The organism is Corynebacterium sp. A21, from assembly GCF_052266655.1.
In the GTDB taxonomy this organism is placed as follows: domain Bacteria; phylum Actinomycetota; class Actinomycetes; order Mycobacteriales; family Mycobacteriaceae; genus Corynebacterium.
Window position 1 is genome coordinate 31935 of sequence record NZ_JBQPQY010000010.1, and the last position, 23388, is coordinate 55322.

General features: G+C 63.7%; 24 protein-coding genes and 1 pseudogene. 10 read left to right on the forward strand and 15 right to left on the reverse strand.

From position 1 onward, the window contains the following. The first annotated feature begins 80 nt into the window (after positions 1-80). Positions 81-959, forward strand: coding sequence for a DNA-formamidopyrimidine glycosylase family protein (locus tag ACTU46_RS12595; RefSeq protein ID WP_443382197.1), 879 nt, complete (start codon positions 81-83; stop codon positions 957-959). Here the strand turns inward: ACTU46_RS12595 and ACTU46_RS12600 are convergent. Genes ACTU46_RS12600 through ACTU46_RS12610 form a run of 3 tightly spaced genes read right to left on the reverse strand, consistent with a single transcriptional unit; the run spans position 868 to position 3429 of the window. After that, positions 868-1548, reverse strand: a complete 681-nt coding sequence (locus ACTU46_RS12600) for a DedA family protein (protein ID WP_443382199.1) — start codon at positions 1546-1548, stop codon at positions 868-870. The two genes, ACTU46_RS12595 and ACTU46_RS12600, sit on opposite strands and share 92 nt — an antisense overlap. Before the next feature lie 38 nt (positions 1549-1586). Then, positions 1587-2150 carry a DUF1707 SHOCT-like domain-containing protein gene (locus ACTU46_RS12605; RefSeq protein ID WP_443382201.1) on the reverse strand — a complete coding sequence of 188 codons (564 nt, stop codon included), beginning with the start codon at positions 2148-2150 and terminating at the stop codon, positions 1587-1589. A gap of 58 nt (positions 2151-2208) precedes the next feature. Next, the gene (locus ACTU46_RS12610; protein ID WP_443382203.1) at positions 2209-3429 is read right to left on the reverse strand and encodes an MFS transporter; all 1221 of its coding nucleotides are present in this window, start codon (positions 3427-3429) and stop codon (positions 2209-2211) included. Between the two features lie 44 nt (positions 3430-3473). Between ACTU46_RS12610 and ACTU46_RS12615 the strand changes: the two genes are divergently transcribed. After that, entirely contained in the window at positions 3474-3887 is a 414-nt protein-coding gene (locus ACTU46_RS12615; protein WP_443382205.1) for a YccF domain-containing protein, read from the forward strand. A gap of 13 nt (positions 3888-3900) precedes the next feature. Here ACTU46_RS12615 and ACTU46_RS12620 read toward each other — a convergent pair whose 3' ends face one another. From ACTU46_RS12620 to ACTU46_RS12645, 6 genes are all read right to left on the reverse strand, one after another. Beyond that, positions 3901-4581, reverse strand: a complete 681-nt coding sequence (locus ACTU46_RS12620; protein ID WP_443382207.1) for a hypothetical protein — start codon at positions 4579-4581, stop codon at positions 3901-3903. Positions 4582-4659: 78 nt separating this feature from the next. Beyond that, positions 4660-6147, reverse strand: coding sequence for a glutamate-cysteine ligase family protein (locus ACTU46_RS12625; protein WP_443382209.1), 1488 nt, complete (start codon positions 6145-6147; stop codon positions 4660-4662). A 48-nt stretch (positions 6148-6195) separates the two neighbouring features. Next, positions 6196-7833, reverse strand: coding sequence for a glucose-6-phosphate isomerase (gene pgi, locus ACTU46_RS12630; RefSeq protein WP_443382211.1), 1638 nt, complete (start codon positions 7831-7833; stop codon positions 6196-6198). Positions 7834-7962: 129 nt separating this feature from the next. Further along, a complete protein-coding gene (locus tag ACTU46_RS12635) occupies positions 7963-8799 on the reverse strand; it encodes a hypothetical protein (RefSeq protein WP_443382213.1) in 837 nt (278 codons plus the stop codon). A gap of 9 nt (positions 8800-8808) precedes the next feature. Then, positions 8809-9255, reverse strand: a complete 447-nt coding sequence (locus ACTU46_RS12640; RefSeq protein WP_443382215.1) for a DUF6998 domain-containing protein — start codon at positions 9253-9255, stop codon at positions 8809-8811. A 33-nt stretch (positions 9256-9288) separates the two neighbouring features. After that, positions 9289-9597 (reverse strand): chorismate mutase, encoded by a 309-nt coding sequence (locus tag ACTU46_RS12645; protein WP_443382217.1) that lies wholly within the window; start codon positions 9595-9597, stop codon positions 9289-9291. A gap of 80 nt (positions 9598-9677) precedes the next feature. Here ACTU46_RS12645 and pcrA point away from each other — a divergent pair, with 80 nt between their 5' ends. Beyond that, positions 9678-12122: a DNA helicase PcrA gene (gene pcrA / locus ACTU46_RS12650; RefSeq protein ID WP_443382219.1), complete on the forward strand. Its 2445-nt coding sequence runs from the start codon at positions 9678-9680 to the stop codon at positions 12120-12122. 206 nt (positions 12123-12328) lie between these two features. On the opposite strand, the pseudogene ACTU46_RS12655 reads toward pcrA, so the two are convergent. The 4 genes and pseudogenes from ACTU46_RS12655 to ACTU46_RS12670 form a co-directional block, all read right to left on the reverse strand. Further along, positions 12329-12466, reverse strand: a pseudogene (locus ACTU46_RS12655) (ATP-binding cassette domain-containing protein); the annotation flags it as partial. Between the two features lie 80 nt (positions 12467-12546). Continuing rightward, entirely contained in the window at positions 12547-13104 is a 558-nt protein-coding gene (locus ACTU46_RS12660) for a PadR family transcriptional regulator (RefSeq protein WP_443382221.1), read from the reverse strand. A 180-nt stretch (positions 13105-13284) separates the two neighbouring features. Next, on the reverse strand, positions 13285-13608 hold the full coding sequence (locus tag ACTU46_RS12665; RefSeq protein WP_443382223.1) for an antibiotic biosynthesis monooxygenase family protein: 324 nt from the start codon (positions 13606-13608) through the stop codon (positions 13285-13287). 90 nt (positions 13609-13698) lie between these two features. Continuing rightward, complete coding sequence (locus ACTU46_RS12670; RefSeq protein WP_443382225.1) at positions 13699-14484, reverse strand: M23 family metallopeptidase; 786 nt, start codon at positions 14482-14484, stop codon at positions 13699-13701. A 284-nt stretch (positions 14485-14768) separates the two neighbouring features. Here ACTU46_RS12670 and ACTU46_RS12675 point away from each other — a divergent pair, with 284 nt between their 5' ends. The 3 genes from ACTU46_RS12675 to purH are packed head-to-tail and all read left to right on the forward strand — an operon-like array spanning position 14769 to position 18596. After that, on the forward strand, positions 14769-16430 hold the full coding sequence (locus ACTU46_RS12675; RefSeq protein ID WP_443382226.1) for a cell division protein PerM: 1662 nt from the start codon (positions 14769-14771) through the stop codon (positions 16428-16430). After that, positions 16402-17034, forward strand: a complete 633-nt coding sequence (purN, locus tag ACTU46_RS12680; RefSeq protein WP_443382228.1) for a phosphoribosylglycinamide formyltransferase — start codon at positions 16402-16404, stop codon at positions 17032-17034. Before ACTU46_RS12675 ends, purN begins: the two co-directional genes overlap by 29 nt. Beyond that, positions 17031-18596, forward strand: coding sequence for a bifunctional phosphoribosylaminoimidazolecarboxamide formyltransferase/IMP cyclohydrolase (gene purH, locus ACTU46_RS12685; protein WP_443382230.1), 1566 nt, complete (start codon positions 17031-17033; stop codon positions 18594-18596). Before purN ends, purH begins: the two co-directional genes overlap by 4 nt. A 30-nt stretch (positions 18597-18626) precedes the next feature. On the opposite strand, the gene ACTU46_RS12690 is transcribed toward purH, so the two are convergent. Beyond that, entirely contained in the window at positions 18627-19148 is a 522-nt protein-coding gene (locus ACTU46_RS12690) for an RDD family protein (RefSeq protein ID WP_443382232.1), read from the reverse strand. A gap of 116 nt (positions 19149-19264) precedes the next feature. Between ACTU46_RS12690 and ACTU46_RS12695 the strand changes: the two genes are divergently transcribed. From ACTU46_RS12695 to ACTU46_RS12710, 4 genes are all read left to right on the forward strand, one after another. Then, the gene (locus ACTU46_RS12695) at positions 19265-20092 is read left to right on the forward strand and encodes an HpcH/HpaI aldolase/citrate lyase family protein (RefSeq protein WP_443382234.1); all 828 of its coding nucleotides are present in this window, start codon (positions 19265-19267) and stop codon (positions 20090-20092) included. Between the two features lie 213 nt (positions 20093-20305). Further along, positions 20306-20959, forward strand: a complete 654-nt coding sequence (locus ACTU46_RS12700) for a hypothetical protein (protein ID WP_443382236.1) — start codon at positions 20306-20308, stop codon at positions 20957-20959. Further along, entirely contained in the window at positions 20956-21840 is an 885-nt protein-coding gene (locus ACTU46_RS12705; RefSeq protein WP_443382238.1) for a hypothetical protein, read from the forward strand. The genes ACTU46_RS12700 and ACTU46_RS12705 overlap by 4 nt, the downstream gene beginning before the upstream one ends. Before the next feature lie 52 nt (positions 21841-21892). Further along, positions 21893-22621 carry a hypothetical protein gene (locus tag ACTU46_RS12710; protein WP_443382239.1) on the forward strand — a complete coding sequence of 243 codons (729 nt, stop codon included), beginning with the start codon at positions 21893-21895 and terminating at the stop codon, positions 22619-22621. Between the two features lie 18 nt (positions 22622-22639). Here ACTU46_RS12710 and ACTU46_RS12715 read toward each other — a convergent pair whose 3' ends face one another. Then, complete coding sequence (locus ACTU46_RS12715) at positions 22640-23317, reverse strand: TetR/AcrR family transcriptional regulator (RefSeq protein WP_443382241.1); 678 nt, start codon at positions 23315-23317, stop codon at positions 22640-22642. Positions 23318-23388: the final 71 nt, after the last annotated feature.

Below are 23388 nucleotides of genomic sequence, written 5' to 3' on the forward strand. Positions count from 1 at the left end.
GTGTGACACCTCGGGACCCTCGGCAGGGGGAACGGCACCGGATTTCGACCCCGGGTCGGCACTGGATTACTCTCATCCACATGCCTGAGGGAGATTCCGTTCATCAACTCTCCGACCGCCTGCAATTCATGGTGGGCCGAGAGGTCCTGGCCACCCAGCTGCGGGTGCCCTCCTTCGCGCTCGTGGACTTCAGTGGCCGGGAGGTCGAGGACATCTGGCCTCACGGCAAACATCTCTTCATGCGTTTCGGCGACCAGATCCTGCACACCCACCTGAAGATGGAGGGTAGTTGGGCGATCCACCTCAAGGGGGACCGCTGGCGCAAACCCGGCCATACCGCCCGGGTGGTGGTGCACCTGGCCGGCCAACCTCATCCCCGGCCCATCGAGGTGGTGGGTCATTCCCTCGGGCTGGTGCGGGTGTTCCCCGCCAACCACTACCGCGAAACCATGGGCTACCTCGGCCCCGATGTCCTCGGCCCGGACTGGCTTATCGACGGCCGTGCCATCGCCCGGGCCCGGCTGCTCGCGCAGCCGGAGCGCCCCATCGGCACGGCACTGCTCGATCAGAAGAACCTCGCCGGGGTGGGCAATGAATACCGGGTGGAGATCTGTTTTGTCTGCGGCATCCACCCGGCCACCCCGGTATCCGGGGTCGATATCGACCGGGTACTTGATACCACCCAGCGCCTGATGCAGGCCAATAGAACATCCCCGCTCCGAGTTACCACCGGGGTCAAACGGGCGGGGGAGAACAGTTATGTCTTCGGCCGGAACCACCGGCCCTGCCGTCGCTGCGGCACCGCCATCACCAAGGGGATGCTCGGCGGGGCGGACCTGGGTGGTCAATCCGATGAGCTGGAAAGAGTCATCTGGTGGTGTGCGAACTGTCAGCCGGTGCCGGCGCAGTATCCGCCGGGGATTCCGGTTTCGCGCGCTTTTCCCGGCGGTCACGGATGACCAGCCACACGATGACCACGATGACCGCGAGGAGGAGCAGCAGGTAGACCACATTGGAGTACTGGCCGATGATGTCCTCGACCAGGGTCCACCGGGCACCGAGCCAGACCCCGCAGGTGATCAGCGCGGCATTCCAGATGGCCGAGCCGAAAACGGTCATGGCCCCGAACTTCCACAGGTTCATCCGGGCCACCCCTGCCGGGATGGAGATCAGGCTGCGTACGCCGGGAATCCACCGGCCAAAGAGCACCGACCACTGGCCGTACTTTTCGAACCAGTTCAGGGCGGTATCGACATCCTTGGGGTTGACCAGCCACATCCACTCCGCGATCCGGCGTAGTCGCGCAGCGCCGACGCCGGCGCCGAGCCAGTACAGCAGGAAAGCGCCGAGCGCCGAGCCGGCGGTCGCCCAGAGGAAGGCGGCGTAGACGTTCATCGACCCGATCGAAGCGGTGAAACCCGCCAGCGGCAGGATCACCTCCGAGGGGATCGGCGGGAAGATATTCTCCAGCAGGATGGCGATACCCACGCCCGGGGCGCCGATGGTGTCCATCAGGTGGATAACGAAATCGATCAGGGACTGCAGCATTCAGGTCCTTTAAAAGTTCAGGTGTTCGTGGGAATGGATCAAGTGTCCTCCTTCAATTCACGCATTCGTTGTGCGGCGCGCAGAATACGATCTTTTCGACCCTGATCTTCTACTTTCTTCAGTTCCGTATAAGCCTGTTCATCTGCATCGCTGTAGCGGTAGAGCATCCGGGGTATCGCCATGGTCACCATCAATGAGGGCCACACCAGCCACGCCCAGCCCACTCCGAACACGAACTGCAGCACCAGGAAAGTCGCCAGGGTGAGACCGATAATCACACCACTGAGGGCCTCAATCTTCTTACCCCGACGCTTGAGATCCTGTAGCTCGACCACATCGGGATCCACCGCAGAGCCGGGCGGTATATCGGGAGCGTACAGCGGTACCGGAACCAACCGGCCGTCCTCTCCAGAGTGGAAGGGCAACCCACCCGGTAGATCCTCGAAAGCCGGGAGAATATCACCGACGGTACGGGCCTGGGCCGCCAGCCCCGTACGCTCATCGAACTCAGCACTATCTAACCGGCCCTCAGCGAAGTGACTGCCCAGAGCCTGTAGCGCGTGGATGCGATCATTGTCGCCCAAGCGGAACTTCTCGTCCATGCCCCCCAGCGTAATCTGCATCACTCTGATTGGGCAGGGGGCTGCCCCCGGCAATCTCCTAGCGGCCAGTGACCTGATCTTCGACAAAGACATCCCGGGTGACAAACCAGGCACCGAGGGAGACCAGCACAGTGCCCATGATCAACACCCATACGCTCGCGCGGAAACCCCCGCTGATCCCGTGGATGACACCGGTCAACAGCGGGCCGAAACTAGCCAGGGTATAGCCCATCCCTTGACCGAAGGCGCTCAAGGCAGTGGCGCCCGGCGTGGTCCGCGCCCGGGTGTTCAACAGGGTCAGCGCCATCGGGAACGCCAAGGGACCCAACCCCGAAAGCGTCGCCCACACCCAGGGCGCACTCATCGGCGCGAAGGCCAACCCCAGGTTGCCCACGATGAGCAATGCCGAGGCCATCAGCACCGCCCAATACACCCGGGTGAAACGTCCTACCAGCCAGGGACCGAGGATATTCAACGGCAATCCCAGCAGGGTCCAATAAGCCAGCATCAGCGCACCAAATTGCGGGGTGGCACCTGCCTCAACGAATAACTGCGGCAGGAAGGTCATCACCGAATAGGTGACAAAGGAGGTGAAGCCGAACATCACTGCGAGACCGAGCCCCACCGGGGTCCGCCACACCGGCAGCCGCATCTCCATCGAGGGGGTCCTGACATTCGGATTCTCCCCGCGCCGGGTCAACAGTGGCAGCCAGGTCAGCGCGGCCACCACCGCCAGCAAGGACCAGAATCCCAGGGAAAATTGCCAGCCTCCCCAACCACGTTCGCCCGCCCACTGCGCCAGGGGTTCGGCGAAGAGTGGGGCAGCGGCGGTGAAGACCTGGCTGCTCACCAGGAAGCTGATGGAGATATCGGCCACCCGGTTGGGAAAGTACTCCCGAACCGCCACCGGTAGGGCGGTGTTCGTGACACCGATGGCAAAAAGCGCCACCACCGAGCCCCCCAACAGCATGAAGGTTGATTCACCCAGCACGCGTAGTACCTGCCCGAAGGCGGTGAAGATCATCGCCGCCAGCATCACCTGAGAGGTGGTCAGCCGACGCATCAGACCGGGTGTGGCGAAGGCACTGATCGCGAACATTGCGGTGGGGATCATGCCGAGGATGCCGATCACACCGGCACCGAAGCCGAGGGATTCCTGGATCCGGGGGACCAGGGGTGAGAGTGCGGTGATCGCGGTGCGAAGGTTCAGCGAGGTCAGCAGGATGGCGGTCAGTGCCGTCAGACGCGGGTAATGCGCAACGGGGTGCAAGAGGGACACAGAATCAGACCATACCTGCCACGGTCCTGGCCTACATTGAAGGCATGAAAACTCTCCTGAACATCATCTGGTTCATCTTTGGTGGTTTCCTGCTGGCACTGGGCTACTTCTTCTTCGGCCTGCTGGCCTGTCTGTTCATCATCACCATCCCGGCGGGCGTGGCCTCCTTCCGGATGGCCAATTACGCACTGTGGCCCTTCGGCCGTTCGGTGATCCAACCGGTGGGCGGGCCCGGCGGGATGTCCACCCTGTCCAATGTCATCTGGTTTCTCATCGCCGGCCTCTGGCTGGCCATCGGGCATGTGCTCACCGCCGCAGCCCAGGCGGTGACCATCATCGGGATCCCACTGGCGATCGCCAACATCAAGATGATCCCGGTGACCTGTTTCCCCTTTGGCCGGCAGATCGTGGACTCAGATTCGATCCCCGATGGCTATGAGCCGATGGTGAAGCTCTGACCGCAGTGGGGGCTTAGCCGTTCAGGAGGCTCTCGAGGTTGAGATCATTGATGTCGAAACCCTCCGGAAGCAGATCCGTGGGGAGATCCTCCGGGTTGATGCTCGGCAGCTCCGTGGGAAGTTCGCTCGGCAGTTCCGTGGGTAGCCCCGGGATCAGGGGCTCCTCCGTGACCTCGGGGATCGGCTCCGGGGTGGGAGTAGCGGTGACAGTGGTGGTCTGCTGAACGGTCTGGGTCTCGGTCACCGGAGCCGGGGTCTCCTCCCCGGAGCTGCCTGAGCCGCTGGTGAAGAGGAAGAAGAGTGCACCGACGAGGATCATGAGCAGCACCACAATGCCGATGATCCAGCCCCAGGGGGTGCCACCACCGCTGCGGCGGGAGGGTTCGGGCTCATAGGGCTGTTCCTGGTCATAGCCGAAACCCCCGGGCTGGCCATACTGCCCGGAGTCATAACTTTGCCCGGAGTCATAACTCTGCTGGTGGCCGCTCGTCGGCTGCGGGGGCTGCTGCGGTGGGAAGTACTGGGTGGGCTTCTCCGGGTGGTGGCCACCGTAATCGCCGTTATTCCCGGTGCCGCTGGAATCCCCACCGACACGTCCGATGAACTGAGTTTCGTCATTTCCGGGGTTCTGATTGCCAAAACCCTGGTGACCGAAGCCCTGGTTGCGGCGGGGATCATCCTGGCGGTCGTTCATCCTCTGAATACTCCTAAGCACCTGCGGGACAGTTGTTCCCCGCGAGTCGGGGAGTGGTACGCGTTGATTGTAGGGGGTTTAGGCCCCAACCTCCCAGGTGTGTACTGGCTCGCCGGTCGCCTGATGCTTCAGATAGAGCTGCAGCATCTCAGCCAAGGCATGTCTCCGGCCGGGGGAATCCGGGCCGGCACCGGCGGGTTCCAATTTCTCGAGGGTGCGCAATTGCCAGGTTGCACCATTCTGGCGGGTCTGGGCGCGGCCCTCAATGACCTCGAGATAGGTATCGATCAGATCCTCATCCACCCCGAGGGCATGCAGACCCTCCCGGGCCTTGGGCACCAAGGTGTCCTCGATCAGGTCAGTGACTTCAACCTGCCCCTGGGTGGGCCACTGCATGCGGGCGTTCAGCCCGTCGCGGGCACCGGCGAAGAAGTTGGCCTCCGCATCATGGAAGGGCAACCGGGACCACACCGGTCGGGTTTCCTCCGCGAGATACTTGACCAGCCCGTAGTAGAAGGCGGCATCAGCGACGATATCGATCACTGAGGGGCCGGCGGGCAGGCTGCGGTTTTCCACCCGCAGATGCGAGAGATCCTTGCCGGGGGCGTAGATCGGTCGGTTCCAACGCCAGACCGTGCCATTGTGCAGGTTGAGATAATGCAGGGCGGGGTTGTGCCCCTGCATGATCGGGGTTCCGGCGAATTCCCGGGGTTCCGGCAACAGCGGCGAGAAGTAGCGGACGTTTTCCTCGAAGAGATCGAAGATGCTGGTGATCCAGCGTTCCCCGAACCACACTCGCGGCCGCACACCCTGTGCCACCAGCTCCGGGGTGCGGGTATCAATGGACTGGCGGAACACCGGGACCCGACTTTCCTGCCACAGTTTCCAACCGAGGAAGAGCGGGGAGTTCGCACTGAGCGCGACCTGGGCCCCGGCGATCGCCTGGGAGGCGTTCCAGGCGGCGGCGAACTTATTCGGTGCCAGTTGCAGGTGCAGCTGCATGGAGGTGCCGGCGGATTCGGTGGCGATGTCGGCGAAATCGTGCACGTAGTGCTCGCGGGCCGCGACGTCGATACGCACCAGCTCACCACGAGCATTCATGATTGCATTGTTGAGCGCCCGATAACGGTTCTCCGTGGTCATCCACTCCGGGTTCTTCAGAAAGTCGGTGGTCAGCGTGGGCAGGGTGCCGATCATCGCTACCTGCACCCCAGCCTTTGCCGCTGCAGCCCGGACCTCGGCGAGACGCTTCTCGACGCCGTGGTGCAGCTGTCGCAGACCATCCCCGTCGAGACTCAACGGCGGGTGGTTGAGTTCGATATTGTAGCTGCCGAGCTCCGACTGGTACTCCTCATCGAGATACCCGAGCACCTCCCGGTTGGCCCGGGCGGGCTGAAACTGATCATCGACCAGATTCAGCTCCAGCTCCAGCCCGATCGAGCTACGATCCTCAAACTCCGCCCGCTGCAGATGGCGGTCGAAGATCTCCAGATCATGCCCCAGGTGCTCGCGGTACCTGGTCCGCTGCTGCGGGGTGTAATTCTCCGAGGAAATGGCATCGCCCATGAACTGAGCAAAGCACATAATCCCCGGCAGCGGGAGGGTAACCGATAATTATTTCTTGGCGCGGTACCAGTTGATCAGGGCATCAGTGGAGGAATCACCGGAGTCCACCGCCACGTCACCACTGACTGCCGGCGCCAGGGACTTGGCCTGGTCCTTGCCCAGCTCCACCCCCCACTGGTCGAAGGAGTTGATGTCCCAGATGACCCCCTGGACAAAGGTGATGTGCTCATAGAGGGCGATCAGAGCGCCGAGCACCGCCGGGGTGAGCTCCTCCGCCAGGATGGTGGTGGAGGGGCGGTTGCCCGGCATCACCTTATGCTTGGCCAGATCCTCGGGAACACCTTCCGCGATGATCTCCTCGGCGGTCTTACCGAAGGCCATCACCTTCGCCTGGGCAAAGAGGTTGCCCATCAGCAGGTCATGCATGGAACCGGTGCCCGCAGCGGTAGGCAGGTCCTCCTTGGGGCGGACGAAACCGATGAAGTCGACCGGTACCTGGTGGGTGCCCTGGTGGATGAGCTGGTAGAAGGCATGTTGGCCGTTGGTACCCGGCTCACCCCAATAGATCTCACCGGTGGAGTAGTTTACGGCGGAACTATCGCGGCGCACCGACTTGCCGTTGGACTCCATGGTCAGCTGCTGCAGATAAGCCGGGAAGCGGGCCAGGTCCTGGGAATAGGGGAGTACCGCGTGGGTCTGGGCCTCGCCGAAGTTGGAGTACCAGACCCCGAGCAGGGCCATGAGAACCGGGAGGTTCTCCTCAAAGTCGGTGTTACGGAAGTGCTCATCCATGACGCGGAAGCCATCGAGGAAGCGCATGAAGTCCATCGGGCCGACGACCGCCATCAAGGAGAGACCGATGGCGGAGTCCACGGAGTAGCGCCCACCCACCCAGTCCCAGAAACCGAACATGTTGGCGGTGTCGATACCGAACTCGGCGACCTTCTCGGCATTGGTGGATACCGCGACGAAGTGCTTGGCCACGGCGGCTTCGTCTCCGTCGAAGGCCTCGAGCAGCCAGCGCTTGGCGGCGTGGGCGTTGGAGAGGGTCTCCTGGGTGGTGAAGGTCTTGGAGGCGATGATGAACAGGGTCGACTCCGGGTTCAACCGCTCCAGGGTGGCCGCCATGTCCGCCGGATCAACATTGGAGACGAACTCCGCGGTGATGCCAGCGGTGGCGTAGGAACGCAGTGCCTGGGTGGCCATCGCCGGGCCCAGATCAGACCCGCCGATACCGATGTTGACCACCTTCTTGATGGTGCGGCCGGTGTGGCCGAGCCAGGCCCCGGAACGTAGCCCCGAGACGAAGTCACGCATCCGGCCCAGCACCTCATGGACATCTGCGGCGACATCCTGCCCATCGACCTTGAGGTCCTTGTCCACCGGAAGGCGCAGTGCGGTGTGCAGCACCGCGCGGTCCTCGGTGTTGTTCAGATGCAGGCCGGTGAACATGGCCTCGATCTTGGGGCGCAGCCCCGCCTCCCGGGCCAGGTCCGCCAGCGCGGTGACGGTCTCGGCGTCGATAAGGTTCTTGGAGAGGTCGACGTGCAGACCGGCGGCATCGAAGGTGAACTTCTCGGCGCGGCCGGGATCTTCGGCGAAGAGCTCACGCAGGGTCTGCCTCTGGATCTGCCCGTAGCGGGATTCGAGGTTCTTCCACTGTTGCGAGGTGGTGATATCAGCCATGACGTCGGCTCCTAGTAGCTGCTGATGAGGGGATTCGTTCTCCCCCTGAATGTAGTGAAGAACCAGCCCCCTCGCTGGAGAGACAGCTTTTCGGGTGGCCGGGACCCCTCGGTCACACCCGTGGGAATATCAGACCAGGGGCTCGGCCTCCCAGGAACCGGTGAGCTTGGGATCCGGCAGGTGGTCCAGCGGATCTGATGCACAGGTGACCACCAGTCGGGCGCGGTGGGGCCACTGCGCCAACGGGTACACCCCAGGGGTGGCCGTATTGTCCGCCAACTGCCGGCAAGCCTTCAACCACAGTGGCCCGGCGACCGCGGCGGCGGCATCGGGATCCTCCGCCGCAAATTGCAGCGGGGCAGCTGAGGACGAGAGCAGGGTGATACCGGGGGACTGGGTGCGAACCACCTCGATCAGCCGGGCGTACTCCGCAGCCAGCTGCTGACCTTCGCCTTCGGCCGCCAACAGATAAAGGGTGAGGAGCCACTGCGTCGCCGGGACTGCGGGTTCTTTAGGGGTGAGAGCAGCTTTCGGCGCATCAATATGCTCTTCAGCTGGGGGTGCCTCCCACTTCTCGCCAGGGTGGAAGGGCACCAGTGGATGCGATACGAGCATGCCGGGGAACGGGTCGAAGGCGGTGTGATCGCCGAAGAAGAGCTTCTCGTGCACGGCCTCTTCATGCTCGGGATTGATGCTGAGAACGCAGTGCAGGCTGAACAGCTCCAGGGTCGCCGGATCCCGGATCTCGCCGCGCTGGGACTCAAAGACGGCCCCGCAGCGTAGGTTCCACAACAGGTAAGTGCTGGATTCCCGCCAGGGATAGTCAGCGAGATGGCTGATCCGGGCGTGCTCGGCCGGGATCTGGTTCAGCCGTTCGAGATAGCGGTGCCGGGCCTGATCCAGATCATCGGGGTGGGCAACGAAGGTGGTGGTCGAGATGTGCATGGGCCAGGCGGCATCAGTCATGTCCTCAGGCTAGCGGCCCGCCCGCCGGGGGACCCGCTCTTTCTCGCTGAGGGTGGCATCGAGCAGTCGGAGCCGGGACAAGCTGAGGGCGGCGGCACCATTGCTCTGGAAGCGGCCGAGCTGCGCATGCACCAGCGAGTAGGGGCCGTTGTAGACCACCTCATGCGTCAGCTCCGGATCCTTGGCCAGCCGCAGCACGATCAGCCGCTCAGCCACACCAAAAGAGGTCTGCCGCACCGAGGTCCCCCGGGTGCCATAGGTGGCCTTGATCTCCACCGGGCGGCCTTCGGCATCGACGGCGTCGTGTCCGGCGGTGGAGGCGGGGAGCAGCCGGAGATCGAAAAGCGTCGCGGCACTGACCTCACCCAGGGAACCCACCAGATGTCCGTCCGGGGTGAATTTCCGGCCCGGATACAGGGTTTCAAGCTCAGCGACGATCTCGTGAAGCTGGCTCACGAGTGCCGCGGTGCGGGTGGCGGGCACCGGCAATCAGCCGAGTCGGCCGCGCCCCATGCGCAGCAGCACCGCCGCCAGGGCGGGGCCTTCCTCACCGATCTCCTCGCGGAACCGGTTGATGATCGCCACCTCACGGGTGTGAACCAATCGGGTACCTCCGGAGCCCATCCGGGTCTTGCCCACCGCCTTGGAGATCGCGGTGCGACGTTTCACGATGTCCAGCAATTGATTGTCGAGGCGGTTGATTTCCTCGCGATACTTCTGGATCTCCGCGTCAGAGAGCGGGTCATCGGTGCCGGTCGGCATCCGGATCTCGAAGTTTTCATCAGCTGCATCGGTCATAGCTCCAATTGTGCCACGTTGGGGTCCTGATCCCATGCATCACCTGGGATGTCCGGGGGCCGGGGTAGGTTGGAAACATCATGGAAAGTTTCACACCCCCTCACTCGTCCGCACCCGATGCTTTCGGCTCCGCCACCGACTTGAGCGAAGGTCTCAACCCACCGCAGAAGGCCGCCGTCGAGCATGTCGGATCCCCGTTGTTGATCGTCGCGGGTGCCGGTTCCGGCAAGACCGCGGTGCTCACCCGTCGCATCGCCTATCTGCTGCGTCACCGCGGGGTGCACCCGGCGCAGATCCTGGCCATCACCTTCACCAACAAAGCCGCCGCTGAGATGCGCGAGCGGGTCGCCGGGTTGGTGGGCCCAGTGGCGGACCGGATGTGGGTGGCCACTTTCCACTCGGTCTGTGTCCGCATCCTGCGGCAGCAGGCCCAGTTGGTCCCGGGGCTCAACACCAACTTCACCATCTATGACTCCGATGATTCCAAGCGGCTGTTGACGATGATCGCCAAGGACCTCAATCTGGACCTGAAGAAATTCAGTGCCCGGGTGCTGGCCTCGGCGATCTCAAATCAGAAGAATGAGCTGGTCTCCCCGGCGGAAGCCGCCGCAGAGGCGGCACAGACCAAGAACCCCTTCGAGAGCACCGTCGCGGCAGTGTTCGCGGAGTACCAGCAGCGGCTGCGCCGGGCCAATGCCGTGGACTTTGATGATCTGATCGGTGAGGTGGTGCGCATCTTCCGGAAGCACCCCGAGGTCACCGAGTATTACCGTCGTCGTTTCCGCCATGTGTTGGTGGACGAGTATCAGGACACCAACCACGCACAGTATGAACTGGTCTCCACCCTGGTCGGGGAGGCCAGTGAGGATCCCAATGCGGTCCCACCAAGTGAGCTCTGCGTGGTCGGTGACTCTGATCAGTCCATCTACGCCTTCCGTGGCGCCACGATCCGCAATATCGAGGAATTTGAGCGCGATTATCCGCAGGCCCGGACCATCCTCCTGGAGCAGAACTACCGTTCCACCCAGAACATCCTCAACGCCGCGAACGCGGTGATCTCCCGTAACACCGGCCGCCGGGAGAAAAAACTGTGGACCGCCTTCGGTGAGGGCGAGCAGATCGTCGGCTATGTCGCCGATAATGAGCACGACGAGGCCCGCTTCATCGCCTCCGAAATCGACCGCCTGGTGGACAACGGGCGCAACTACAGCGATATCGCGATCATGTACCGCACCAACAATTCCTCCCGCGCCCTGGAGGATGTGTTCATCCGCAGTGGTATCCCCTACAAGGTGGTCGGCGGCACCCGCTTCTATGAGCGCAAGGAAATCCGAGATATCATCGCCTACCTGCGGATCCTCGCCAACCCGGATGACACCGTCAGTCTGCGCCGTATCATCAACACCCCGCGCCGGGGCATCGGCGATCGTGCCCAGGCCTTCATCGCCCTGCACGCCGAGAACAATGCCTTCAGCTTCGGTGCAGCGCTTATCGACGCCGCCGCCGACAAGGTTGATCTGCTCGGCAGCCGGGGCCGCAACGCCGTGATCAAGTTCGTCGAGATGATGGATGGCCTGCGCACCCAGAAGGAGGAGCTGCGCAATGAGGTCACCGGCATGCCTGATATCGGCGACATGGTCAACCACATCCTGGCGGCCACCGGCTACCGTGCCGAACTCGAGGCCTCCAATGACCCGCAGGATGGGGCCCGCCTGGACAACCTCAATGAGCTGGTCTCGGTCGCCCGGGAATTCTCCTCCGAGGCCGCCAACCAGGTCGCCTATGAAGAGATGGACGGCGGGGAATTCGAGCTCGGTGAAGGTGAGGCTGCCCCGGGAAGCCTCGAAGCCTTCCTGGAGAAGGTCTCCCTGGTGGCTGATGCTGACCAGATCCCCGAGAATGAGCAGGGCGTGGTCACCTTGATGACGCTGCACACCGCCAAGGGCCTGGAATTCCCGGTGGTCTTCGTCACCGGCTGGGAGGACGGCCAGTTCCCGCACCTGCGTGCCCTGGGCGATCCCACTGAGCTGGCCGAGGAACGACGCCTGGCCTATGTCGGCATCACCCGTGCCCGCGAACAGCTCTACCTGACCCGCGCCATGCTGCGCAGCTCCTGGGGAAACCCGGTGACCAACCCGCCGAGCCGTTTCCTGCAGGAGGTTCCGGCCGAACTGATCGACTGGCGCCGTGAGGAACCGGAGAATCAGGGTGGTTCCGCCTGGGGTTCCCCGCCGGCCAATTATTATGGGGGTGGTTCGGGAGGCTCCGGCGGCAGCTTCTCCGGTGGCTTCGGACAGCGACGCAGCCCGACGCCGAAAAAGCCCGCTTCGGCGATCCCGAAGCGGGCGAAGAACAATGATCTGCAGCTGGTGGTGGGGGACCGGGTCAACCACGACAAGTACGGTCTGGGCACCGTACTCTCCTCGGATGGCTCCGGTGTCCGGGCGACGGTGACCATTGACTTCGGCACCGCCGGCAAGGTCCGGCTGATGCTGATCGGTGGCGTCCCGATGGAAAAGCTCTAGTCCACCCGGTATTCGCTGAGCTGTGTCTGCGGGGTGAGCACCCATCCGAGGGCGCCGGCCACCAGCGGAGCGACCACCACCAGTCCCAGCACCGTTCCCGCCAGCGTGATCCGGCCTCCGAAGAGCGCATTGGTGGTTCGGTTGAGTCCCGGCGCGGACCCATGCCATCCAAGCCGACCTCGGCCAGCGCCTGCTCGACACCATCCGTGGCGGCGGCGGGCCCGGGCAGCCCGGGCCGGGGACAGCTGGGAGGCATCGACGCCGTTGAGGAGCACTCGGCCCGAGGTCGGCTGCTGCAGGAGCCCAGCGACGTTGAGCAGGGTGGACTTACCGGAGCCGGAAGGCGCCTTGGCCGAAGACGCAGGAGACACCCTGCACTTCGAGGGCGGCGGTGCCGGGTTGGTTGACAGGTTGGGACATGAGGTCAGACCTCGCTTTCATTCGGGGGAGGCGGTGGAGTGAAGTCCGGTGCGGCGAGGGATTCGACGCGGTCAAGCCAGCTCGCCTGAGCTTCCAGCAGGAAGATGCGGCGCTCGTGGAGGAGCCGATCAGCAGTCCGGGAATCTGGGAGGGCGCGGGAGTTGCGGTTGAGCTCCCGCAGTTCAGCGATGACGGCGTTACGTTGCTCATCGAGCACGCTGATCAGGTCGATCTCAGGGCGTCGGGCAGCCAGGGACACCTTGGTCACCAGCTCGTCACGTTCGGTGGCAGGGGTCAGCACCGGGGAGCTCCACCACTGGGTGGCGGTCTGCTGCCCGGTGGGGGTGAGCCGGTAGACCTCGGCGGTGTGGCCGGTGGGGCCGGTGATGGTTCCGGCGGATTCAATGAGCTCATCACGCTGGAGCCGGCCGAGGGTCTGCGTGACCTGGCCGATGTTCAACGGCCAGATCTCCTCGGTGGCCGCAGCGAAATCTTGTTGGAGTTGGCTGGCGGAGCGGGGCTCATCCTGGAGGAGTACCAGCAGCGCGATTTTAATGGACATAGGCACCCTCTACGGAAGTGTTAAAGGATGGTTACTCAGTAACCGATCGCAAAGCTTACTGAGTAACCTTTGGAGTGTGCCGGTGAAACAGAAAAAGGGGGCGAACCATGTTCTGGTCCGCCCCCTTTGGATGGGGGAGCTGCCGGGGGTTAGCTGTGGGGCGCCGATGTGGAGCTGTGGTTATGAGGCCTCGGGGGAGGATCCCAGGACGACCTCGAACTCGAGCAGTTCCGCACCGGAGGCCACCGGCTTACGGGGTGCCTCGCCCGCCGGGGCCTGGTGGGCGCTGCGGGAGTCCCCGTCCCGCCAGGCCTCATAAGATGCCTGATCGGTCCACTGGGTGACCACGAAGTAACGGGACTCGCCGGCGGTGGGGCGCAGTAGCTGGAAGCCCTCAAATCCTGGGGCGGAGTCCACCGCATGCTTGCGCTGGGCGAAGCGCTTCTCCAGTTCCTCGCCGCGACCTTCAGGGATGGTGATTGCGTTGATTTTGACGATGCTCATGCCGCCCAGCCTACGCAGCTCGGGGCAGAGATGACGGAAACCCCGGCCAGTGACCTGACAGGGGTTTAGAGAGAAAGTTCCAGCAGAGAACTAGATGGAGATGCCGCGCTCAGCGAACCAGGCGATCGGATCCACGGCGGTGTTACCGTCGGGGTGGATCTCGAAGTGCAGGTGGGTGCCGGTGGAGAAACCGAGGTTGCCCATGCCTGCGATCTGCTGGCCGGCGGTGACGCGCTCGCCGACGCCGACATTCAGGGAGGACATGTGACCGTAAACGGACATGGCACCATTATCGTGCTTGATGCGGATCCACTGGCCATAGCCGGAAGCCGGGCCGGAATCGACGACGGTGCCGTCCATGACCGAGATGATCGGGGTGCCCTCGGCGTTGGCGATATCGATACCGGCGTGGAAGGAGCCCCAACGCGGGCCGAAGCCGGAGGTGAAGGCGCCTTCGGCGGGCTTTGCGACGGCGCCATCAGCGGACTGGGCGACCGTGGCACCCAAGGAGCGGGCCGCCTCGACGGCACGGGCGGCCAGATCGGCCTCGACGCGCACGGTGTTGTATTGGAGAGCGGTGTGGAGCTGCTCATCCAGGTTGCTGACCGGCTTGTATTCGGCGATCGCCAGAATCTGCGGAGCTGAGGAGCCTAATTCCATGGCCGGCGCGGTGTTCGCGGCCAGCTGGTAATCGACATCGTTGCTGTTCTCGGTGGTGGTGTCCGGCTGCAGCGAAGCTGCGGCTGCACCACCCACGCCTGCGGTGGAGACCGCACCGGTGGCAACGGCTACGAGAGCAATCCGACCCTTGGTCGTCTGTGAGGCGCTAAACTTGCGGTGGCGACCTCGGGACGCCCGCTGAGTCAGATTCTGCATGTAGCCAACTTCCATCCTCTGTCACAATCACGTTAATTGTGACCGTCTTGTTATCTGCTGGACGTAACGATAGCGGTTCGTTACATTCACGGCAACCTATACGGGTGAAAAGTATGACGATGTAGGGATTGTCACATTTTGGTTTCCTTTTGGCGGGGAATCGATGAAGAACACCTCAGAGATCCTCCCTTGAAAGGTTCTCCCGATATTCCAGATCCCGGGATTGTCCGGGTAGCCGTGGTTGCAACTGCAATCGGAGAGATTTCCGTGGCACAGTAGTCAGGGTGAGTAAGAAGACCAGTCCGCAGTCCCGGCCCCAGCGCCGTCCGAGGACCCGTGGGCCCCAGCCGCAGCGGGCCACCGGTACCGGATCCTCAACCGCCGCTGCTGAACGGGCCAAAACACGTCGCCGTGAGAGCAATGCCCCGGTGCCCACAACCTTCAGTGGTCGACTCCGGAGATTCCTGCCGACCGTCCTGGTGCCCAATGTGGTCGCCGTCCTCAGTGTCATCGTGGTGGCGTTGGCGGTACTGATGTTGAGTTCCACCGAGATGGCGGCGTTGGCGGCCACCATCGCGCAGCTGTGGTTGGCGCTCAACCTGGTTCCGCTCCAGGTCGGCGGTACCGTCATCGGCCTGCTGCCGCTGTTGCCGGCGATGGGCCTGGTGTGGTTGCTGGCCCGGCAGATTCGCCGCGCAGTGAAGGATCGCGTCAGTGTGGCTGATCTAGGTGTCCTCTATATCCTGACGCTGTTGATTCCACTCATCCTCAGCGGCATCGCCATGGGTATGCTCTGGGACGCCAGCTCGGTCTACGAGGTTGATCCGCCCAAGCTCCTCGAGCTGCTCCCGCGGGTGATTGTCCTGCACTCGGTGGCCATGATGATCGGCATGGGAGGGAAACTATGGCGGGCGCTGTGCAAACACTACGGACTGCCCGAGGCACTGGTGTCCAACGCCCGCAGTGCCCTGCGCTTCCTCGGTTATCTCTCGGTGGCGGCGATGGTGGTTCTCCTGGTTGCCATGGCGCTGGGATGGCAGCGGCAGGTCGAGATGGCGGAGATCTATGACGGAGGGGGAGCGCTGGTCGCCCTGGGTTTTGTTTCCCTGCTCTATCTCCCCAACGCGGTGATTGGCGCTGCCGCGGTATTGGTGGGCTCCGAGTTCCATATTGGTGAGGCCTCGGTCTCGCTCTTCAGCATTCACCACACGCCGCTGCCGCCGCTGCCCCTGGTGGCCGCGATTCCCGCCGATACTCTGCCCGGCCTCTATGTACTGCTGGTGGTGGCAGCCGCGATCGCCGGCTTTCTAGCCTACCGCGCTAATCCCACACTGGTCTCGGCGGTGTCCACCTCTGCTTTTGCGGCACTTTTCGCCGCGGTCGCCGGCTATCTGGCGCAGGGGGCACTCGGCGAGTTCGGCCCCTCAGGCCCGATGGTCTGGCTCAGTGCCGGGTTAGTGTTCCTCTGGATGGCGCTGGCGGGGGTGACCACCGCGCTGCTGCTCAAGCTGGTGGAACGCCGCCAGGCACAGATTGCGGGGTATGAGGACGCAGCTGCCAGTGAGGAAGAGGTGCAGGAGGATCTCGAAGGCACCGAAGATTCTGAAGCCACTGAAGCTACCGAAGCCACCACAGACGAACCAGCGGAAGACTCAGCGGAGGATTCCGGTGACAACGACGGGGAAGATGATGAGCTGACCGCAGCGGCGGAAAGCACTGACATCGCCGAGGATCCAGAGGAGGAAGACACCCCCGAAGAAGCAGCGTCAGCGCACACTCCCGCAGTCCCGGAGGAAGCTGCTGCGGAGACAGAACAGACCCTATATATAGAGGACAGATCCGGAGACGAGGACGCGGCGGCAGATTCGGGGGAGAACCCGGCTGATCCGGAGTCGGTTTCCACCCCAGATGATGACGATGCTGGGGAGGTCACCCCCAAAGGCTAGAATCGGGGACGTGACATCCACGAATCCGAAGAACATTGTCGTTCTCGTCTCTGGGTCGGGAACTCTGCTGCAGGCAATTCTCGATGGCCAGGATGAGAACTACTCCGTAAGTCTTGTCCTCGCGGACACCCCGTGCCCCGCCCTGGACCGGGCGAGTCACGCGGGTGTCGAAACGCGGGTCGTCGAGATGACTACGGACCGCGATTCCTGGAACGGCACGCTCGCCGATGCCGCAGGGGAGGGGAACCCGGACCTGATCGTATCGGCGGGTTTCATGAGGATCCTCGGCACGGCGTTCCTGGACCGTTTCGGCGGCCGCATCATCAACACCCATCCGGCGCTGCTGCCGTCCTTCCCCGGCGCCCATGGCGTCCGGGATGCCTTGGCCTATGGCGTCAAGGTCACCGGTTCGACGGTTCATTTCGTCGACGAGGGGGTGGACACCGGACCGATCATCGCCCAGGAGGCGGTGTCGGTGGCGCTGGATGATACTGAAGATTCCCTGCATGAACGCATCAAACAGGTGGAACGCAAGCTAATCGTGTCGGTTCTGCGCAGGGCAGTGATCGACCGTGCAACAGGAGAGGTTTCAGTTCAGTCATGAGCGACCAGAAGGCAATCAAGCGCGCGCTGATCAGCGTGTACGACAAGACCGGGCTCGGGGAACTTGCGGCGGCGCTTAACGACGCCGGCGTGGAGATTGTCTCCACCGGCTCCACCGCGGCGAAAATTGCGGAGCAGGGTATCCCGGTCACCCCGGTGGAAGCTCTCACCGGCTTCCCCGAGTGCCTCGAGGGCCGTGTGAAGACGCTGCACCCGAAGGTGCACGCCGGTATCCTCGCCGATACCCGTAAGGACGATCACCTGGCACAGCTGAAGGAACTCGGTGTCGCACCGTTCCAGCTGGTCGTGGTCAACCTGTACCCCTTCACCGAGACCGTCGCCTCCGGCGCGGACTTCGATGCCTGCGTAGAGCAGATCGACATCGGCGGCCCCTCCATGGTGCGTGCCGCCGCCAAGAACCACCCCTCGGTGGCCGTGGTCGTCGATCCCAGCCGTTATGGTGCTGTCGCTGCGGCCATCAAGGCCGGTGGCTTCACCCGCCCGCAGCGCACCGAGCTGGCTGTCGACGCCTTCCGCCACACCGCCGCCTACGACGTTGCCGTCGCCACCTGGATGGGCGAGCAGCTGCCGCAGGCCGAGGACACCGCAGGCTTCCCGGCCTGGATCGGTTCCTCCCAGGAACTGGCGCACACCCTGCGCTACGGCGAGAACCCGCACCAGCAGGCCGCGCTCTACACGGATTCCACCACGGAAGGTGGCGTCGCCCAGGCCGAGCAGTTCCACGGCAAGGAAATGAGCTACAACAACTACACCGACACCGACGCTGCCTGGCGCGCCGCCTGGGATCACGAGCGTCCCTGTGTGGCCATCATCAAGCATGCCAACCCCTGTGGCATCGCGGTCTCCGATGCCTCCATCGCCGCCGCCCACCGCGAGGCCCACGCCTGCGACTCCACCTCCGCCTTTGGTGGTGTGATCGCCGCCAACCGTGAGATCTCGGTGGAGATGGCCACGCAGGTCGCTGAGATCTTCACCGAGGTCATCATCGCCCCCTCCTACGAAGAGGGCGCGATTGAGATCCTCAGCCAGAAGAAGAACATCCGTATCCTGAGCGCTGCGGCCCCGGAGCGCGCCACCCTGGAGCGTCGCGAGATCTCCGGCGGCATCCTCGTCCAGGAGCGCGATGTTCTCCAGGCCGAGGGCGATAACCCGGCGAACTGGACCCTGGCCACCGGCCAGGCTCTCGCTGAGGGCGCACTGCAGGACCTGGCTTTCGCCTGGACCGCAGTCCGCTCGGTGAAGTCCAACGCCATTCTGCTGGCCAAGGACGGTGCCACCGTCGGTGTGGGCATGGGACAGGTCAACCGGGTCGACTCCGCCCGACTGGCCGTCGAACGTGCCGGTGTGGAGCGTGCCACTGGCTCCGTCGCCGCTTCTGATGCCTTCTTCCCCTTCGCGGACGGCTTTGAGGTACTCGCCGCCGCCGGGGTGAAGGCTGTGGTCCAGCCGGGTGGTTCCATCCGTGACGCCGAGGTCATCGAAGCTGCAGAGAAGGCCGGGGTCACCATGTACCTGACCGGTGCCCGCCACTTCGCGCACTAATCAATAGCGTCTGACCTAAAGGGAGTCCGGTTAACGGGCTCCCTTTTCGTCTTCTCCGACGCTGATGACCCGGGCCCCGCTGAGCCGGTCGGTCAGCGTTCGGCCGTCACGGCGCAGCAGGACCGCAATCACGACCGTGACCCCGAGCCCGGAGACGATGTTCTCGACGGCGAAGAAGGCGAAGGTTACGGGTAGCCAGAGCCAGGCATTGCGAATGATGGCGGGTACCACCCGGTGGATGCCTGCAACGGGGCGGCCGTTGCGGTCGTGGAAGACCACGCGCAACCCGGCCAAGTGCTTGCCGGGGCTGGAACCCCAGCCGATCTCACCGATGATCCGGACCAGTGCCACCAGCACCGCCACGATGACCACCCGGATCAATATTTCCGGGCCTTCGAAGGGCAGAAACATCAGCAGGCCGAACAAGAGGATCGAGATGGCGGCGATATCTACAAAGAGCACCGCGCCCAGCCGACGAAGCGGGCTTGCCGTGGACTGTTCGTTGCTTTCTTCGGCGGCGCCTGAAGTACCTGCGGTATCGCTCATCTTCATGAATACCGACGTTAGTGGTGCCGGGAGCTGTTGGCGAACGTGGCTCGGCTGAGCTGAAGGCTGGTTCCGGGACATCACCCCACCAGAGGCAGCTGAGCGTAGGCATAATGGGGTCCATGGAATCGCTGATCCTCGGCCCCGCGCTGCTCTTTGCCCCTGCCCACCGACCGGAACTGCTGGCCAAGGCTGCGGCCCGGGCAGATATGGTCATCATTGATCTGGAGGACGGTGCCGGCGACGGTGACCGGGATGCCAGCCGTCAGGTGGTCCGCGACAGTACCTTGGATCCCAGCCGCACCATTGTCCGGGTGGTAGGGCCACAGCATCCGGATTTCGCCGGGGATGTGGCGATGCTCAAGGAAACGGATTACCGTTTGGTGATGGTGCCCAAGATCATCGACCATATCCCAGCGGAGTTGGCGGGGTTGCTGGTGATCGCCATGGTGGAGACCCCGCAGGCGCTGCTCAATATCGCGGAGATCACCGCGCAGGAGGATGTGGTCGGTCTCTTCTGGGGTGCAGAGGACCTGACCGCGCTGCTCGGGGGAACACATTCCCGCTACCAGGCGGATGAGGCGATGAGCGGTACCTACCGCGAGCCATTGCGGTTGGCACGCGCCCAGGTGCTGCTGCATGCGGCCGCTCACGGAAAGTTCGCCCTTGACGCCATCCACGCTGATTTTCGTGATGACACCGGCCAGCGGGCGGAGGCGGTCGATGCCGCCCGGATCGGTTTCGCCGGGACCGCCTGCATCCATCCGTCACAGGTGACGGTGGTGCGTGAGGCCTACCGCCCAGAACCCACCCAGGTCGAATGGGCACAGCAGATCCTGGCGGGCGGGGAACAGGGCGGCGGGGCCTACCAGGTTTCCGGGGCCATGGTCGATGCGCCGATCATCGCCCAGGCGCAGCGTATTCTCTCCCGGGTCGCAGATAGGGCGTAGCGCCGCATCCTGTTGTGCTAAAAATAGGGAAATTATCAGCTAGTGATTTTTGGATCATCATGTATCCGGTGGGGCAGGAATGGATTTGCTCGCGTCACCTGCCTATTTAGATTCTCCTGGGCACCCGTTGACGGTTGCCGATTCCTGGGATATTTCTTATGCTGAGTAGGTATTTCTCAGGTATGGATCATCTGGCGACGTGAAAGAAGCGGCATGAGCACCAATAACCCCTTCGACTGGAATGCCCCTTCACAGGTGCCTCCGCAGAACTCTGCCAACCCCTGGCAGAATCCGCACCAGGCACCGCCGTCCCAACAGTTCCCGCCACAGCAGTCCCCGCCGGCCAAGACCGCCACGGGGACAATTATCGCGATCGTACTGGCGGTGGTGCTGGTGCTGGTACTCGCACTCGGGATCGCCGCCTGGGGCCTGAATCTCTTCGGCCTGCGCTCTTCGGAGGGGCGGGCAGTCACCCAGGTCACGCTGACTGAGGTGGTGCCGGCACCGGAGACGGATGCGGCGACGAACCCGGCTGCCAATGGAGCCGGCGCTGCCCCACAGGTGGTGGAACGGCCGCAGTACCCGGGCCTACCGTCCGGGGCGGTGGCCGCCAATCCGGCTGCCCAGAGTGGTGCCGCAGCCGGTAACTTTAATAATGTCTACGCCGGTACCTCGGTGACCAGCCAACCTTTTGCCCGCGCCGTTCGGGATGTCTATGCCAGTAACTTCGTGGGCACCGGGGCGCTCGACGCCACGTTGGACGTGTACAGCTCGGTCACCGGTCGGACCTACACCATGAGCTGCCGTGACAACGGCGCATTTGTCACCTGTACCGGCGGAAACAACGCCGTGGTGTATATCTCGTGAAGCGCGGGATCCTGCCGGTCCTGCTGGTCGCCCTGTGCCTTTCCGCCTGCACGATTCCGCCGGAGGAGACCGCTGAGCCCACGAGAGTGACGCTCACCGAATCTGGCAGTCCCAGCGTCGTGAGGCCCTCGCCGAGCCTGCCTGCCACGGTGCCCGCGCCCAGTGCGGCGTCGATAAGCACTGGTGAGCTGCAGCCGCTTATCGACGCCGCGGTGGCCACCTACGGTGGTACCGCCGCGCTGGTGGTCTCGGATGGCAGTACTGAGATTATGGCGGGACCAGATGCCCCGGCAGCTGCCTGGTCAACGATCAAGGTGCCACTGGCGCTGGCGGCACTCCGGGTTAACGCCGGGGTGTTTCAGACTGCTGTCAGCGCCATTCAGTCCTCGGATAATGAAGCCGCCACCGCATTGTGGGTTTCGCTCGGGGATTCGGTGACTGCTGGCACTGCTGTGGAACAGGTGCTGGCTGAGGGTGGTAGCCCGGTACCGGTCACCACGGAGGTCACCAGACCTGGTTTCAGCAGTTTCGGACAGACCGCTTGGACCACTGCCCAGCAAGCTCGCTTCGCCGCCGGGTTGCCCTGCATCGACGGCGGGGAGCAGCTCCTCAGTTTGATGTCCGGGATCATTCCGGAGCAGGCGGTCGGTCTGGGCAGGCTTCCGGGCGCCCGCTTCAAGGGAGGCTGGGGTCCGGACCCTCAGGGAGCCTATGACCTGCGTCAATTTGGTCTGGTCACCGGGCCCCTGGGAGATTTGGCGGTGGCATTGACGGTGTCGCCGGGATCCGGCTCCTTTGCGGATGCCCAGGCTATGGCAGATCAGATCGCCACCGGGCTCGCTAAAATGCTCATTAATCTGCCCGCCGCCAGCTGCACCTAACAACACCTGAGTGTCACACCCCCAGCTTGACCAAGAAGAATGAGGAACACCGATGGCAGCCAATGAGAATAACCCCTGGGGCGCACCACGGGAGCAGAATGACTTTCCTACGGCCGTGGTGACGAACGCCGGGAAAAATAACACGGTGCGGGTGTTGGGCACTGTCGTGGTGCTGCTACTCCTGGCGATTGCGGCGGCGACGGGCTGGCTCCTGTCCAACGGCGGATTGCCCGGTGGCGGTTCCAGCAACGCAGCTTGGGGCCCGAGCGAGGAAGCCCTCACCGTGACACCGCCGGCAGCAACTGATTCCGGGGAAGCTTCTCAGATGATAGGAGAGCCGGAGCGGGTGCCGTCCACCCACAGTGAGGTCAGCGCCGCTGACCGTGATGCCAATCGGCTCAGTGAAGCGCCGGCCCCCGCTCCGCAGCCGGGCGCGATTCCGGCGGCGGCCCAAGCCGATGGGGTCAACGAGCGTGGCTGGGCCAGTAATGGTGCCGTCAACTGTGCCTCCGGTGAAGAGCTGATCTATGCCGCCCGAGGGAGCGATGCCTGGGTGACCGTCTGTGAATCCGGAAGTGGTGCGATGACCTACCGTTCGGATATCTTCGGTGGCACGCTCACTGCACCGGTTATGCCTGGTGCCTCCAACCCCGCGAGCGGCCGTTTCATGGTCGATGCCTCACCTGCAGTCATCAATGTGCAGGGCGCAGGGCTGATCGTCGAGCAGGACGGTCAGGTTATCTCCAGGGCGGCGCTGCCGGTGGCCTGGGTCTTTAGCTGAGCCAACCGGAACCTCGGCTTAGCTGGACTGCTGCTCAGCGTCAGCGAGCATCGCCAAGGTGAGCTGTGCCCGGTCCTCGGGGAGCTCCGAGCCGAGGACGGTGAGCACGGCGTCGGCAAGCATGATGGTGGTCACCGGCAGGGTTTCCGTGCTCAGCGGGGCGGGGACGACACCGTCATTGGGGCGCATCTCGGTCACCGAGAGCGCGATATGGAAGGGCAGTTCGCAGCGGGGGTCCGCTTCGCCGACGATCTCAGCGGCCAAAGAGCGGAAGATCTCCAATAGATTCTTGCGCTGTTGATGGTATTCGGTGAACTCCTCGGAGGCGGCGACCGGGAGCTGGTAGAGCTTGCCGACGTTCCAGCGTGAGGAGAGCAGCAATCTGGTCTCGGCGGCGACCAGCGCCCAGAGCCGCATCGGGGCGGAGGCATCGGTGCTGCCCAGCTGTTCCGCGAGCTTCATCGAGGGCTCGATGGTGGAGGTCAACAGGGTCAGGAAGATCTCGGTCTTCGAGGGGAAGTGATAGTAGAGCGAGGCCTGCCGGATACCCACCGCATCAGCGATCTGGTGGGTGGAGGTGGTGGCGAAGCCCTGGGTGGTGAAGAGCTCAGCGGAAGCATCGAGAATTTCCTCGCGTGCGGTACTGCCGCGTCGGCGAGGACTGTTCTTGCGGGGACGACCCACTGCTCCAGCCACTGGGACTCCATTCCTTATCGGTTGACCAAAAGAATCAGTGTTCGCATTGTAGCGAGCACAGACCAGGAAAT

Bases quoted from the DNA above. Each gene is read 5' to 3' on its own strand.
- purH (WP_443382230.1), top strand. From the start codon at position 17,031: ATGAGCGACCAGAAGGCAATCAAGCGCGCGCTGATCAGCGTGTACGAC.
- ACTU46_RS12710 (WP_443382239.1), top strand. From the start codon at position 21,893: ATGGCAGCCAATGAGAATAACCCCTGGGGCGCACCACGGGAGCAGAAT.
- ACTU46_RS12695 (WP_443382234.1), top strand. From the start codon at position 19,265: ATGGAATCGCTGATCCTCGGCCCCGCGCTGCTCTTTGCCCCTGCCCAC.
- ACTU46_RS12690 (WP_443382232.1), bottom strand. From the start codon at position 19,148: ATGAAGATGAGCGATACCGCAGGTACTTCAGGCGCCGCCGAAGAAAGC.
- ACTU46_RS12615 (WP_443382205.1), top strand. From the start codon at position 3,474: ATGAAAACTCTCCTGAACATCATCTGGTTCATCTTTGGTGGTTTCCTG.
- ACTU46_RS12660 (WP_443382221.1), bottom strand. From the start codon at position 13,104: ATGTCCATTAAAATCGCGCTGCTGGTACTCCTCCAGGATGAGCCCCGC.
- ACTU46_RS12635 (WP_443382213.1), bottom strand. From the start codon at position 8,799: ATGACTGATGCCGCCTGGCCCATGCACATCTCGACCACCACCTTCGTT.
- ACTU46_RS12595 (WP_443382197.1), top strand. From the start codon at position 81: ATGCCTGAGGGAGATTCCGTTCATCAACTCTCCGACCGCCTGCAATTC.
- pcrA (WP_443382219.1), top strand. From the start codon at position 9,678: ATGGAAAGTTTCACACCCCCTCACTCGTCCGCACCCGATGCTTTCGGC.
- ACTU46_RS12665 (WP_443382223.1), bottom strand. From the start codon at position 13,608: ATGAGCATCGTCAAAATCAACGCAATCACCATCCCTGAAGGTCGCGGC.
- ACTU46_RS12625 (WP_443382209.1), bottom strand. From the start codon at position 6,147: ATGGGCGATGCCATTTCCTCGGAGAATTACACCCCGCAGCAGCGGACC.
- ACTU46_RS12620 (WP_443382207.1), bottom strand. From the start codon at position 4,581: ATGAACGACCGCCAGGATGATCCCCGCCGCAACCAGGGCTTCGGTCAC.
- ACTU46_RS12700 (WP_443382236.1), top strand. From the start codon at position 20,306: ATGAGCACCAATAACCCCTTCGACTGGAATGCCCCTTCACAGGTGCCT.
- ACTU46_RS12670 (WP_443382225.1), bottom strand. From the start codon at position 14,484: ATGCAGAATCTGACTCAGCGGGCGTCCCGAGGTCGCCACCGCAAGTTT.
- purN (WP_443382228.1), top strand. From the start codon at position 16,402: ATGCTGGGGAGGTCACCCCCAAAGGCTAGAATCGGGGACGTGACATCC.
- ACTU46_RS12645 (WP_443382217.1), bottom strand. From the start codon at position 9,597: ATGACCGATGCAGCTGATGAAAACTTCGAGATCCGGATGCCGACCGGC.
- pgi (WP_443382211.1), bottom strand. From the start codon at position 7,833: ATGGCTGATATCACCACCTCGCAACAGTGGAAGAACCTCGAATCCCGC.
- ACTU46_RS12600 (WP_443382199.1), bottom strand. From the start codon at position 1,548: ATGCTGCAGTCCCTGATCGATTTCGTTATCCACCTGATGGACACCATC.
- ACTU46_RS12605 (WP_443382201.1), bottom strand. From the start codon at position 2,150: ATGGACGAGAAGTTCCGCTTGGGCGACAATGATCGCATCCACGCGCTA.